The organism is Sphingomonadaceae bacterium OTU29LAMAA1 (assembly GCA_024072375.1).
Classification (GTDB): domain Bacteria; phylum Pseudomonadota; class Alphaproteobacteria; order Sphingomonadales; family Sphingomonadaceae; genus Sphingomonas.
The window spans coordinates 885,316-897,826 of sequence record CP099617.1; the positions used below are offsets into that span (position 1 = coordinate 885,316).

13 protein-coding genes are annotated in these 12,511 nt (G+C 65.5%); 8 read left to right on the top strand and 5 right to left on the bottom strand.

Going from position 1 to position 12,511, the window contains the following annotated elements; all coding sequences use genetic code 11:
* Positions 1–41: 41 nt before the first annotated feature.
* The gene (locus NF699_04465; GenBank protein USU05947.1) at positions 42–803 is read right to left on the bottom strand and encodes an alpha/beta hydrolase; all 762 of its coding nucleotides are present in this window, start codon (positions 801–803) and stop codon (positions 42–44) included.
* Entirely contained in the window at positions 784–1,170 is a 387-nt protein-coding gene (locus NF699_04470; protein USU05948.1) for a GFA family protein, read from the bottom strand. Before NF699_04470 ends, NF699_04465 begins: the two co-directional genes overlap by 20 nt.
* A 163-nt stretch (positions 1,171–1,333) precedes the next feature.
* Between NF699_04470 and NF699_04475 the strand changes: the two genes are divergently transcribed.
* Positions 1,334–1,597, top strand: coding sequence for a hypothetical protein (locus tag NF699_04475; protein USU05949.1), 264 nt, complete (start codon positions 1,334–1,336; stop codon positions 1,595–1,597).
* A 142-nt stretch (positions 1,598–1,739) separates the two neighbouring features.
* Entirely contained in the window at positions 1,740–2,363 is a 624-nt protein-coding gene (locus NF699_04480; protein ID USU05950.1) for a YitT family protein, read from the top strand.
* A 70-nt stretch (positions 2,364–2,433) separates the two neighbouring features.
* Here NF699_04480 and NF699_04485 read toward each other — a convergent pair whose 3' ends face one another.
* Together NF699_04485 and NF699_04490 are read right to left on the bottom strand one after the other, a co-directional pair.
* Positions 2,434–3,462: an aspartate-semialdehyde dehydrogenase gene (locus NF699_04485; GenBank protein ID USU05951.1), complete on the bottom strand. Its 1,029-nt coding sequence runs from the start codon at positions 3,460–3,462 to the stop codon at positions 2,434–2,436.
* A 117-nt stretch (positions 3,463–3,579) separates the two neighbouring features.
* On the bottom strand, positions 3,580–5,802 hold the full coding sequence (locus NF699_04490) for a DPP IV N-terminal domain-containing protein (protein USU06993.1): 2,223 nt from the start codon (positions 5,800–5,802) through the stop codon (positions 3,580–3,582).
* 269 nt (positions 5,803–6,071) lie between these two features.
* Between NF699_04490 and NF699_04495 the strand changes: the two genes are divergently transcribed.
* From NF699_04495 to NF699_04515, 5 genes are all read left to right on the top strand, one after another.
* Positions 6,072–6,686: a hypothetical protein gene (locus NF699_04495; protein ID USU05952.1), complete on the top strand. Its 615-nt coding sequence runs from the start codon at positions 6,072–6,074 to the stop codon at positions 6,684–6,686.
* Positions 6,687–6,746: 60 nt separating this feature from the next.
* On the top strand, positions 6,747–7,595 hold the full coding sequence (locus NF699_04500; GenBank protein ID USU05953.1) for a MoxR family ATPase: 849 nt from the start codon (positions 6,747–6,749) through the stop codon (positions 7,593–7,595).
* 223 nt (positions 7,596–7,818) lie between these two features.
* Positions 7,819–8,385, top strand: a complete 567-nt coding sequence (locus NF699_04505; protein USU05954.1) for a CHAP domain-containing protein — start codon at positions 7,819–7,821, stop codon at positions 8,383–8,385.
* 31 nt (positions 8,386–8,416) lie between these two features.
* Positions 8,417–9,595, top strand: coding sequence for a VWA domain-containing protein (locus NF699_04510; GenBank protein ID USU05955.1), 1,179 nt, complete (start codon positions 8,417–8,419; stop codon positions 9,593–9,595).
* 22 nt (positions 9,596–9,617) lie between these two features.
* Entirely contained in the window at positions 9,618–9,878 is a 261-nt protein-coding gene (locus tag NF699_04515; GenBank protein ID USU05956.1) for a hypothetical protein, read from the top strand.
* Positions 9,879–10,019: 141 nt separating this feature from the next.
* On the opposite strand, the gene NF699_04520 is transcribed toward NF699_04515, so the two are convergent.
* On the bottom strand, positions 10,020–11,105 hold the full coding sequence (locus NF699_04520) for an anhydro-N-acetylmuramic acid kinase (protein USU05957.1): 1,086 nt from the start codon (positions 11,103–11,105) through the stop codon (positions 10,020–10,022).
* A gap of 77 nt (positions 11,106–11,182) precedes the next feature.
* Here NF699_04520 and rimO point away from each other — a divergent pair, with 77 nt between their 5' ends.
* Positions 11,183–12,508 (top strand): 30S ribosomal protein S12 methylthiotransferase RimO, encoded by a 1,326-nt coding sequence (rimO, locus tag NF699_04525; protein USU05958.1) that lies wholly within the window; start codon positions 11,183–11,185, stop codon positions 12,506–12,508.
* The last annotated feature ends 3 nt before the right edge of the window (positions 12,509–12,511 follow it).

The following is a 12,511-nucleotide window of genomic DNA, read 5'->3' on the forward strand; positions in this document are numbered from 1 at the left end:
CATCGTGTTGCCGCCACGATGCGCGCCTCACCCCATATCGGTCAAGCCGCCAGGAAGTCCGCGATCGCCTGTCCCAGCTCCGGCTTCGCCACCGCACTCATATGGCCGCCCGGCACCTCGCGGAATACCGCTTGCGGGATCGCATCGGCCAGCGCCGCGCCCGACCCGTTATCGTCGTCTTCCGACCCGGTGATCACCGCCACCGGCACCTCGATCGCCTCGACCGCCGCCAGTGGCGTATCGACGAACGTCTCCAGCACATTGAGCAACGCCACCGGATCGCCGCCCGTCGTCTTCAGGAAAGCCTCGGTCATCCATTCGTTGGTGCCGCGCTCGAAACTGCCGAGGTTGGTCAGGATATTGCGGAAATAGTCGCCGCGCCCGGAGGTTTGCAGGATACCGGCCAGCCCCATCCCCGACAGCACCGCCCGTCGCGGCGTCGCGCCGTTGACCAGCATCCGCATCGTCGTCCGCCCGCCGAGCGAATAGCCGCCCAGATCATAGTCGCTCAGCCCCAGATGCGCGATCAACGCCATGCCGTCGCGCATCAGCGCATCGGGCGGATAAGCCGATGGATCGTGCGGCCGGTCGCTGAGGCCATGACCGCGCAGATCGGGCATGATCACCCGGAATCCACGTGCGGCAACCTTCGCGGCATGGCCGTATTTTATCCAGTTCACCTCGGCGGTCGAGAAATAGCCGTGGATCAGCACCACCGGACGCCCCTCGCCCAGCTCGCGCCAGGCGATGCGGGTGCCGTCGAAGCTGGCGAAATACTGCGGGTCAGTCGGGGAGTCGGCCAAGGGTCTCGATCCATCTGTTGGCGATGCGTTCGTTCTGATCCGTTCGTTGGGTCGGAAGGCCGCGCGTGTCCAGCCATTGCGGGTGCCAGCTCTCCACCCCGCTATGTGCGACCGGTCGGAACGCCGAGGGATCGTCGAAGCTGCCGACGGTAAGATCCATCATGTCGTGGCCATCCGATTCGTAGGTCATCGGCGTACCACAGCGTGCGCAGAACCCCCGCTGTGCGAACGGCGACGATCGATAACGTTCCGGCTCCCGCGTCGTCCATGTGACCGCCGCCACCTCGACCAGCGTGAACGCGATCGACACTCCGCCGGTCGCACGCTGGCACATCCGGCAATGGCACAGATACGCCTCGTCATCCATCAACCGTACGGAATACCGGACCGTACCGCACTGGCATCCACCCGTCGCCACTCGCATACCGGCATATCCTTTCGCATATCCGGGCTAAAGGACCCTGGACCGTTTTGGTCTGTTCACACCCGCCCAAAGAGCATACTCTCCCTTCAAATATATAAGGAGAGCGATGATGGACAATGGTCTGCAATCCCATACCGGTGACGAAAGTCTCGTGATCCTGCAGAGTCTGCTATGCCTGCTGCGTGAAAAGAACGTCCTGAGCCGCGCGGATATCGAGGAGTTGACCGATCGCGTCGCGATGCGCGCCGCACAGGCAGAACGCGACCCGCTTCCCTGTTGCGCCGAAGCGACGCAGGCGGCGGCACGCGAGATGGCGAGGATCGGCGATTACGTCGGACATCGCTATGGCGGGAAGCACCGCCGCATCTGACGCCCCGCGCACGCGAGCCTTTCGTTCGCGTGCGACTGCTGTATGACGCGAACGTCGCCGGCTAGAGCGACGACATGACGCGAACGTCGCCGGCTAGAGCGACGACAGGGGAGAGTGCCTGACCCATCACGCATGAGGTCCGATGCAACCCCGCGAAGATTCCCTGCCGCTCGGCCGCCCGCACAGCGTCGCCGAAGACGCCTATGCCCTCGCGATCGGCTGCATCCTGCTCGTCATCGGGCTGATGTTCCTGAAGGCGGCGGGCCTCGTCACCGGCGGGGTCGCCGGCATTGCGCTGCTGCTATCCTATCGGCTTCCCATCCCCGCCGGCGTGCTGTTCACGCTCATCAACATCCCGTTCTTCGCCTTCGCTCACAAAGCGATGGGCGCCAAGTTCGCGGTGAAGTCGCTGCTGGTCAACTGCGGCATCGCGTTGTTCTCCGCGGTGTCGCGACTGTCGATCAACGTGGTCGACGTCCACCCCGCCTTCGCCGCGCTGGTCGGCGGCACGGTGATCGGCCTCGGCATCCTGGTCCTCGCCCGCCATCAGGCCGGGGTCGGCGGCACCGGGGTGATCACATTATGGCTTCAGAACACCCGCGGCTGGAACGCGGGCCGTACCCAGATCGCGATCGACATCGTGATCCTCGCGATCTCCATCCCCGTCATCAGCGGCCCGCAGCTCGGCTGGTCGGCATTGAGCGCAGCCGCCATCAGCCTGATCCTCATCGCTTGGCACCGCCCCGGGCGCTACATCGGCCATTGATCGGCAGGCAAGCGTGTGCGGATCGGCACCTGTCCCGTAGGACAGATGCCGTCACCCCGCTATCAGGCGCTCAGCCGTCCTTCTTCAGATGCCGCCGGCCGAGCAGCTCGGCGATCTGCACCGCATTCAGCGCCGCGCCCTTGCGGAGATTGTCGCTGACGCACCACAGGTTGAGGCCGTTCTCAACCGTCGGGTCCTCGCGAACGCGGCTGATGTAGGTCGCATCGTCGCCCGCCGCCTCGATCGGCGTGATGTAACCGCCATCCTCATGCTTATCGATCAGCATGATGCCGGGCGCCTCGCGCAGGATACGCTTGGCGTCCTCGGCCGAAATCTCGTCCGCGAATTCGACGTTGATCGATTCCGAATGGCCGACGAAAACCGGCACGCGGACACAGGTCGCGGTGACCTTGATCTTGGGATCGAGGATCTTCTTGGTCTCGACCACCATCTTCCACTCTTCCTTGGTCGACCCGTCGTCCAGGAAGCTGTCGATGTGCGGGATCACGTTGAACGCGATCTGCTTGGTGAACTTCTTCGCCTCGGCCGGGTCGCCGACGAAGATGTTGCGGCTCTGCTCGAACAGCTCGTCCATGCCGACCTTGCCCGCGCCCGATACCGACTGGTAAGTCGATACGACGACGCGCGTGATCCTGGCGAAATCGTGCAGCGGCTTCAGTGCGACGACCATCTGCGCGGTCGAGCAATTCGGGTTGGCGATGATGTTCTTGGCCTTGTAGCCGTCGATCGCCGCGGCATTCACCTCCGGCACGATCAGCGGCACGTCCGGGTCCATCCGGTACAGCGACGAATTGTCGATCACCGTGCAGCCCGCCGCGGCGAACTTCGGTGCATAGACCTTGGTTGCGTCGCTGCCGATCGCGAACAGCGCCATGTCCCAGCCGGCTGGGTCGAAATGCTCGATGTTCTGCACCTTGAGCATCTTGCCGGTGTCGCCGTATTCGATCGTCTCGCCCTGGCTGCGGCTCGACGCCAGCACCGCGATCTCGTCCGCCGGGAATTCGCGCTCGGCGAGGATGTTGACCATCTCGCGCCCGACATTGCCCGTCGCGCCCGCGACCACCACCCGATAACCCATGAAACCCTCCACTCGAATGCCCGCGCCCCTAACGGCGTTGCGTCAGCGCGTCCAACAGCTTCTCGTTTGTTGCGCGGATAGCCCCGCTTGGCGGGCGGGGCCGCGGCCACGCCACGCTCACTGCGCCGGCTTGTTCTTTACGTTGCGATCGAGGAACTCCAGGATCGTCCCCCACAGGTGCTGGCTCACCCCCGGCCCCGCCACGCGATGGGTATAGCCGGGGTAGAACATCATCTCGAACGGCGTTCCCGCGCCCTGCATCTTCGCGGCGACCTTGGTCGAATTGTCGAGGAAGACGTTGTCGTCCGCCATGCCGTGGATCAGCAGCAGCGGGTCCTTGATGTTCATCGCATCCTCGACCGCCTCCGACGAGGCATAGCTCTTCGGGTCCTTCGCCGGATCACCCAGATAGCGCTCGGTATAATGCGTATCGTACAGCTGCCAGTCGGTTACCGGCGCACCGGATACCGCCGCGGCATATACGCCGGGCGTCTTCTCCAGCATCTTCAGCGACATGTACCCGCCGTACGACCAGCCATAGGTCGCGATCTTGCCGCCGTCGACGAACGGCAGCGACTTCAGGTAATTCGCCCCCGCCAGCTGGTCCTCGACCTCGACCGTCCCCATCGCGTGATAGATCTGGTCCTCGAACGCCTTGCCGCGGTTGTATGAGCCGCGGTTGTCGATCTTGAAATAGACCCAGCCCTGATCGACCAGGAACTGCGGCAGCGCCCCCTGCCAGCCACGCGTCACCTGCTGGCCGGTGCCGGGGCCGCCGTAATGTTCGAAGAACACCGGATACTTCTTGCCTGTGACGAGCGGCGGGGTGATCATTTCCCAGTACAGCGTCGTGCCGTCCTTGGCCTTGATCGTGCCGAACTTTGTCGCCTGATGGCTTTGGAGGAACGGGAAGTATGGATGGCCCGCGACCACCGCATTCTCGTTGATCCACGCGATCCGCTTGCCGGTGACGTCCGCCATATAGACCTGCGCCGGCTGGGTCGGGTTCGACCGCGATACGATGAAGCGGCTCGCCGCCTTGTCCATGCTCGCGCCGTTGGTCCAGCCGAGCTCGGTCAGCCGCGACACGACGTTCGGTCGCGCGATATCGACGGAATACAGATGCTGCTCCAGCACGTCGTCCTTGGTGCCGGTGAAGTACAGCCGTCCCCCACCCGATCCTTTGGCGCCCTCATCGACGCCGGTCAGCCCCGTGACCACCCACGGCCCCTTGGTCAGCTGCGTCCACTTGCCGCCCGGCGTCCAGCGATACAGATGCCCGAAACCATCGCGCTCGGACCGCCAGATCAGGCTGCCGTCCTTCATCGGCTTGTAATCGTCGCTGAGGTTCAGCCAGCTCTTCGCGCCCGCCTTCTCGGTGAACAGCACGCTCGCCTTGCCCGTCTCAGGGTCGACGCGGAGCATGTCGAGCGTCTTCTGGTCGCGGCTCTGGCGCTGCACCAGCAAAGTCTTGCCATCGGGCGTCCAGTCGACCCGCGCCAGATAGATGTCGGGGTTGGCGCCGAGATCGACCTTCACCTGCCCCGATCCGTCCGGCCGCATCACGTACAGCTCGACCAGCACGTTCGGCGTCCCTGCGGCGGGATAGCGCTGCTCGTACGTCTTGGTCCCCGCCGCCCCGATCGACGCGCGGGTGAAGACATGCACCGGTGCCTCGTCGAACTTCTCGACCGCGATGAAGCGCTCGTCCGGCGACCACCAATAGCCGGTGCGACGATCCATTTCCTCCTGCGCGACGAATTCCGCCTCGCCGAAGTGGACCGTGCCGCCGCCGCCCTGCGTCACCGCGCGCGCATCACCGCCGGCGAGCGGCTGCGCGAACAGGTTCTGGTCACGTACGAAACTGACGTAGCCGCCTTTGGGCGACACCACCGGATTGAGCTCGCCGCCCGCCGTCGCCGTCAGCCGCCGCACCTTGCCATCCAGCGTCGCGAGATACAGGTCGCCGTCCAGCGGCACCAGGATCGACCGCCCGTCCGGCGCGAAGTCGTATGCCACGATGCCCTTCGACCCGCCGATCCGCGCCCGCTCGCGCTGCATCTTTTCCGCCTCGGTCAGTTCTGCGCCGGTGCCGACCTTCTTGCTGTCGACCAGCATCCGCTCCGCGCCCGTCCGCGTATCGCGCGCCCACAGGTCGGTGCGCTCCTTCTCGTCGGCGCGCGGGCGCAGGAACGTCAGCAGCGTTCCGTCCGGCGACAGCCGCACCCCGCGCGGCTGCGATCCCGACAGGTCGGGGCTGCCAAACACGCGTGCCAGCGTCAGATCACCCGCCCTCGCGTCGGTCGCCGTTTGCGCCACCACCTCAGCGCTCATCGCCATGCTCCCCGCCGACGCGAGTGCCAAAGCCACGATCCATCCCCGCATGTACCTTCTCCGAAAAACGTGCCGCCGTTCTTAGGCCACGTTCCGGCGACGTAAAGGTGCATTGAGACAGGGTTACCGTCGTATTCACCCTGTCTTTACGCGGTTCGGTATAGGTAGCGGGCGGACAAGAGGCCGGTCGCATCGGATGGGCGGGCGGCTTCGAACAACTCCGGGGTATCATGTTGGACACGGCACAGACGGGCTGGCACGCTAGCGCATGGGACATGGTGGCCCAGCTGGGCGAGGCCGACGGCAGCGTCACCCACCCCCACCTCGCCTATCTCATCTCGCCGGCCGCCCCTGCCCGCGACCTGTCCGACGCGGTGCATGCGCTGTGCGCCGTCCACGGCGACCATCCCGGTCTCGCCGGCGAAGCGCGCACGTCGTGCGTCCAGCCCGACGCCTGCGACTGGCTCGATGCCGTTGCCGAGGCATTCGTAGGCGAACGCGCCTATATCGCCCAGCTCGCCGCCGCCGCAGGCCCGCTGCCCTCCACCCCCGGTCAGGCCGAAACCGAAGCGGCGCTCATCACCAGCCGTCACGCACTCGAAATGCTCGCCAAATCCGAACGCCGCGGCTGCGCGACGGGTGCCGTCGCCGCGCTGGTGCAGGATTGGACGACGATCCGCCTGCTGCTCGACCGTGCCGCGATGCGCTTCGGCGTGGAGCCGGTTCCCGCGACCTTCCCGCCCCAGGCGGAAACCGCTGCCAGCGTCGCCATGCTCGGCGGCACACCCGCGACCGAACGCGCGGTCAGCTTCGGCGCGCAGCAGTTGCTGGCGCAGCACCGCGCGATCTGGGCGCTGCTCGAAGCACGCGCGAGCGCCCGCGAAGGCTGACCTTGCACCGGCGAAGGCAATCCGCCACGACGTACCCGACATTCAATTTCGGGAACGGCCATGAAGCGCTTCGAAGGCACGCAAAGCTATGTCGCCACCGACGACCTGAAGGTCGCGGTCAACGCGGCGGTCACGCTCCGCCGCCCCCTGCTGGTGAAGGGCGAACCCGGCACCGGCAAGACCGTGCTGGCGTATGAGATCGCCAAGGCGACCGGTGCCGAGCTGATCGAATGGAACGTCAAATCCACCACCAAGGCGCAGCAGGGCCTCTACGAATATGATGCCGTCGCGCGCCTGCGCGATGGCCAGCTCGGCGATGAACGCGTGCACGATATCGCCAACTATATCCGCAGGGGTAAATTGTGGGAGGCGTTCACCCGCCCGACCCCGCCGGTCCTGCTGATCGACGAGATCGACAAGGCCGATATCGAATTCCCCAACGACCTGTTGCAGGAACTCGATCGCATGGAGTTCCACGTCTATGAGACGAAGGAGACCGTGCGCGCGGTCGAACGCCCGATCGTCGTCATCACCAGCAACAATGAAAAGGAGCTGCCCGACGCCTTCCTGCGTCGCTGCTTCTTTCACTACATCAGGTTTCCAGACCGCGAGACGATGCAGGCGATCATCGATGTCCACTTCCCCGGCATCCAGAAGATCTTGGTCAGCAAGGCGATGGACATCTTCTACGACGTTCGCGACGTTCCCGGCCTCAAGAAGAAACCCAGCACCAGCGAGCTGCTCGACTGGCTGAAGCTGCTCCTGCACGAGGACATGCCACTCGACGTCCTCCAGAACCGCGATCCCACCAAGGCGATTCCGCCCCTCCACGGCGCGCTACTGAAGAACGAACAGGACATCATGCTGTTCGAACGGCTGGCCTTCATGGCGAAACGCCAGGGGCGCTGAGGCTCCCGATCCACGGCCGGTTCTGAATACATATCCGTCATCCCGCGAAATCCGTCATCCTCGCGATATCCGTCATCCCGGCGTTCGCCGGGATGACGGAATATGCTGGCAGCCTGGACTCTCATTCCGCCCCCGCAACGACCGGCAAATAATTGCCGGTTTCACGTCTGTTTAACCACAATCGCCAACCTGACAGTCATCCTGCCGGCCCTAAACCCACGCTATGCGGGGCTTTCTTCCCAGACGCGGCATCGCGGCCGCTGCAACATTGGCGGCAATGCTGCTTGCCGCCGGTCCTGCCGCATCGGCAGGTCTGCTCGATTACGTCGGGCAATGCGTCCCCTTCGCGCGCGCCGCATCCGGCATCCAGATCTATGGTGACGCGTGGACGTGGTGGGATCAGGCGAACGGCAAATACGACCGCGGCCACACGCCCCAGACCGGCTCCGTCATCGTCTTCGCCAAGACAGGTCGGCTGCCGCTTGGCCATGTCGCTGTCGTCAGCCGCGTCGTGGAAAAGCGGGTGTTGATGCTGACCCACGCCAACTGGTCGCGCCAGAACGGCGAGCGGGGCCATGCCGAACAGGACGTGACGCTCTACGACGTCTCCGACGACAACGACTGGAGCGAGGTAAAGGTCTGGTTTCGCGATGCCGACGGGCTCGGCGGCAGCATCTATCCGGTCAAGGGCTTCATCTACGGCGGGCGCCCCTCGCCCCAACTCACCAGTCGCAACCCCGACTATGTCGGCGCCCTGATCGACGCCTATGTTCCGACGGCGGGCCGGTAGACACGTCGCACCGCGCGCGTAAGATGCCGGCATGTTCCTCAACTTCCTCGACGAGCTTCGCACCGCCGGGATTCCGGCCAGCCTGAAGGAACATCTCGTCCTGCTGGAGGCGCTCGACGCCGGGGTGATCGATCGCACCCCCGAAGCCTTCTATTATCTCGCCCGCGCCACATACGTGAAGGACGAGGGGCTGCTCGATCGTTTCGATCAGGTCTTCGCCAAGGTGTTTCGCGGCATCACCACTACCTACGGCACGCAGGCGGAGGATATTCCCGCCGACTGGCTGAAGGCGGTCGCCGGGAAATTCCTGACGCCGGACGAGATGGAGCGCATCAAGTCGCTCGGCTCGTGGGACGAGATCATGGAGACGCTGAAGCAGCGGCTGGAGGAACAGCGGTCCCGGCATCAGGGCGGCAACAAATGGATCGGCACCGGCGGCACCAGCCCGTTCGGCAACGGTGGCTACAACCCCGAAGGCGTCCGCATCGGCGGAGAGGGCAAGCACGGCCGCGCGTTGAAGGTGTGGGACCAGCGCGAATTCAGGAATCTCGATTCGACCCGCGAACTCGGCACCCGCAACATCAAGGTCGCGCTCCGCCGCCTGCGCCGCTTCGCGCGCGAAGGCGCGGCGGACGAACTCGACATCCATGGCACGATCGACGGCACCGCGCGCCAGGGCTGGCTAGACGTGCGCATGCGACCGGAACGCCGCAACGCGGTAAAATTACTCCTCTTCCTCGACGTCGGCGGCTCGATGGACCCGTGGGTGAAGCTCTGCGAGGAGCTGTTCAGCGCCGCGACCGCCGAGTTCAAGAACCTCGAATTCTTCTACTTCCACAATTGCCCATATGAGGGGGTGTGGAAGGACAATAGCCGCCGCTTCGCCGAGCGCACGCCGCTGTGGGACGTGCTCCGCAAATTCGGCCACGATAACAAACTGGTGTTCGTCGGCGATGCGTCGATGAGCCCATATGAAATCACCCATCCCGGCGGCTCGGTCGAGCATCACAACGAGGAATCGGGCGCGGTGTGGATGCAGCGGCTGACCACCACCTATCCTGCCGCGGTATGGCTCAACCCGGTGCCGGACGGCCAATGGGGCTACAGCCAGTCGATCCGCATCCTGCGCGAATTGATGACCGACCGCATGTACCCGCTGACCCTCGCCGGCCTCGACGACGCGATGCGGGAACTGACGCGGAAACGATAGACTTGGATACGGGAGAAAGGCGATGCGCTGCCTGCCCCTGTTCGCCATCCTGCTGCCGACCACCGCCCTAGCCACGCCGGGCCCCAATCCCATTCCGAAAACGAACACGCCGGTTATCGGCAAGACGGGCGAACGCTGCCCGCGCGTCGCCAGCCGGCGCGTCGGCGACGTGACGCCCCCCGGCGCCCGCAAGCTCGGAGACATGCCGCCCGCCAAGCCGATTTATACCGTGGTGCGCGAAATCAACGGGTGTCCCATTCCGGTCAGCGTACGCCCGCGCTGACTTCGCGCCACCCCTCCCGTCATCCCGGCGAACGCCGGGACCCATGGACGCGGAACTTAGGTAGCGCTGACATCGTCAGCCGCTTCCAACCATGGGTCCCGGCGTTCACCGGGATGACGGGAAAGATGGATGGTCAGAGTATCAAACCCGGCTCACCACCCCGCCCATGATCGGGTCGCGCACACCGGTCGTCCCCGGGAAACTGATCGGCAGCCCCTTCAACGTCCGCACCGCCATATACGCGAAGCCCTCCGCCTCCATCGCATCGCCGTTCCAGCCCAGCGCATCGCTCGGCTCCGGCACCAGCCCGGTCCGCTCGGCGATCATCCGCAGCATTGTCGGATTGTGCCGCCCACCGCCCGCGACGATCAGCCGCCGCGGCCTTGCCGGCAACCGGTCGATCGCCTCATTGACGCTCGCCGCGGTGAAGGCCGTCAACGTCGCCGCCCCGTCCGCCGCCGCCAGTCCTCGGGCCGGCTGGATGGTGAAATCGTTGCGGTCGAGGCTCTTGGGGGGTGCCAGTTCGAAGAACGAATGGTCGAGCATCCCCGTCAACACCGCTTCGTCGACGCGGCCAGCCGCCGCCAGAGCGCCGCCCGCATCGAACCGCGCCCCCGTCTCCGCTTCGACCCAGCTATCGATCAATCCATTCGCCGGCCCGGTATCGAACGCGACCAGCGTACCGTCCGCCCCGACGAAGGTGATGTTGCCCACCCCGCCTAGGTTGAGCACCGCCACCGGCAGTTCCAGCCCCGCCGCCAGCGCGGCATGGTAGACCGGCAGCAACGGCGCGCCCTGCCCGCCCGCCGCCACGTCGGCGCTGCGGAAGTCGCTCACCACCGTCACACCGGTCGCCCGCGCCAGCACCGCGCCATCGCCGATCTGCCACGTCCAGCCCCGATCCGGCCGATGCGCAACGGTCTGCCCATGGTAGCCGATGACGTCGATAGCCGACGCTTCGACCCCGGCCTCGCGCAGCAGCTTGTGCACCGCAAAGGCATGCGTCCGGTCGATCAACTCCCCCGCCGCGACCAGATCAGGGCTCACCCGTGGCCGATCGAACGTCAGCGCCAGCGCGGTCGCCGCCGCCAGCTGCGCCCGCGCCGCATCGGAATAGGGCTCCCCCCGGAACACGACGGCACGCACCTGCCCCTCGCCATCCGTCTCGATCAGTGCCGCATCGATCCCGTCGAGCGAAGTCCCGGACATCAAACCAATCGCCAGCATGCACGCTTACTCCTTGTCCGCGCTCTAGCCGGACCATCTGGCGAAACCATGCGAAAACGACTATGTGAGCCGTTCTCATGGCAACTCGTCTTCCCTCCCCGCCGCGCGTCGGCATGGTTTCGCTCGGCTGTCCCAAGAACCTGGTCGACAGCGAACGCATCCTTACCCAGCTGCGCGCCGACGGCTATCAGATGTCGGCCAATTACGCCGGCGCCGACGTCGTGCTGGTCAACACCTGCGGCTTCCTCGACTCCGCCAAGGAGGAGAGTCTCGAGGCCATCGGCGAGGCGATCGCCGAAAACGGCCGCGTCATCGTGACGGGCTGCATGGGCAAGGAGGCAGACGTCATCCGCGCTCGCTTCCCGCAGGTGCTCGCCGTCACCGGCGCGCACCAATACGAACAGGTCGTCGAGGCGGTGCACGAAGCCGCGCCCGCCAACTTGTCGCCCTACATCGACCTGATCCCCGATGCCGGCCTGAAGCTGACGCCGCGCCATTACAGCTATCTCAAGATTTCGGAGGGCTGCAACCACCGCTGCTCCTTCTGCATCATCCCCAGCCTGCGCGGCGATCTCGTCAGCCGCCGCCCCGACGCGATCCTGCGCGAGGCGGAAAAGCTGGTCGCCGCCGGCACCCGCGAACTGCTCGTCATCAGCCAGGACACGTCGGCCTACGGCATCGATATCCGCAAGGAACCGCGGATGTGGAAGGGGCAGGAGGTCGTGCCGCACATGACCGATCTCGCCCGCGAACTCGGCAAGATCGCACCCTGGGTCCGCCTCCACTACGTCTATCCCTATCCCCACGTCGATCAGGTCATCCCGCTGATGGCCGAGGGGCTGGTGCTGCCCTACCTCGACATCCCCTTCCAGCACGCCGCGCCGTCGGTGCTCAAGCGGATGAAGCGCCCCGGCAACGATGCCAAGGTGCTGCAACGCATCCATCAGTGGCGCGACATCTGTCCCGATATCGCGATCCGCTCGACCTTCGTCGTCGGCTTCCCCGGCGAGACCGAGGCGGACTTCGAATACCTCCTCGACTGGCTCGACGAAGCGCAGCTCGACCGCGTCGGTGCGTTCCGCTTCGAACCGGTCGAAGGTGCGGCAGCGAACCTCCTGCCCGACCACGTACCGGAAGAAGTGAAGGAGGAACGCTACCAGCGCATCATGGCGAAGACCGCCGCGATCAGCGCCGCCAAGCTCGCCGCGAAGATCGGCCGCACGCTGCCGGTGATCATCGACGAAGTCGGCGAAGAAGGTGCGACCGGCCGCAGCCAAGCGGATGCGCCGGAGATCGACGGCCACGTCTTCCTTCGCGACGCCGCCCACCTTGCGGTCGGCGACATCGTGCCGGTCGCTATCGAGGACGCGGACGAACACGATCTGTACGGTGTGCCGCTCTGACGC

What these genes read in the sequence shown, in the direction of transcription:
- NF699_04470 (USU05948.1), bottom strand. Translation starts at nt 1,170, where the DNA reads ATGGATGACGAGGCGTATCTGTGCCATTGCCGGATGTGCCAGCGTGCG.
- NF699_04475 (USU05949.1), top strand. Translation starts at nt 1,334, where the DNA reads ATGATGGACAATGGTCTGCAATCCCATACCGGTGACGAAAGTCTCGTG.
- NF699_04480 (USU05950.1), top strand. Translation starts at nt 1,740, where the DNA reads ATGCAACCCCGCGAAGATTCCCTGCCGCTCGGCCGCCCGCACAGCGTC.
- NF699_04485 (USU05951.1), bottom strand. Translation starts at nt 3,462, where the DNA reads ATGGGTTATCGGGTGGTGGTCGCGGGCGCGACGGGCAATGTCGGGCGC.
- NF699_04490 (USU06993.1), bottom strand. Translation starts at nt 5,802, where the DNA reads ATGGCGATGAGCGCTGAGGTGGTGGCGCAAACGGCGACCGACGCGAGG.
- NF699_04495 (USU05952.1), top strand. Translation starts at nt 6,072, where the DNA reads ATGGTGGCCCAGCTGGGCGAGGCCGACGGCAGCGTCACCCACCCCCAC.
- NF699_04500 (USU05953.1), top strand. Translation starts at nt 6,747, where the DNA reads ATGAAGCGCTTCGAAGGCACGCAAAGCTATGTCGCCACCGACGACCTG.
- NF699_04505 (USU05954.1), top strand. Translation starts at nt 7,819, where the DNA reads ATGCGGGGCTTTCTTCCCAGACGCGGCATCGCGGCCGCTGCAACATTG.
- NF699_04510 (USU05955.1), top strand. Translation starts at nt 8,417, where the DNA reads ATGTTCCTCAACTTCCTCGACGAGCTTCGCACCGCCGGGATTCCGGCC.
- NF699_04515 (USU05956.1), top strand. Translation starts at nt 9,618, where the DNA reads ATGCGCTGCCTGCCCCTGTTCGCCATCCTGCTGCCGACCACCGCCCTA.
- NF699_04520 (USU05957.1), bottom strand. Translation starts at nt 11,105, where the DNA reads ATGCTGGCGATTGGTTTGATGTCCGGGACTTCGCTCGACGGGATCGAT.
- rimO (USU05958.1), top strand. Translation starts at nt 11,183, where the DNA reads ATGGCAACTCGTCTTCCCTCCCCGCCGCGCGTCGGCATGGTTTCGCTC.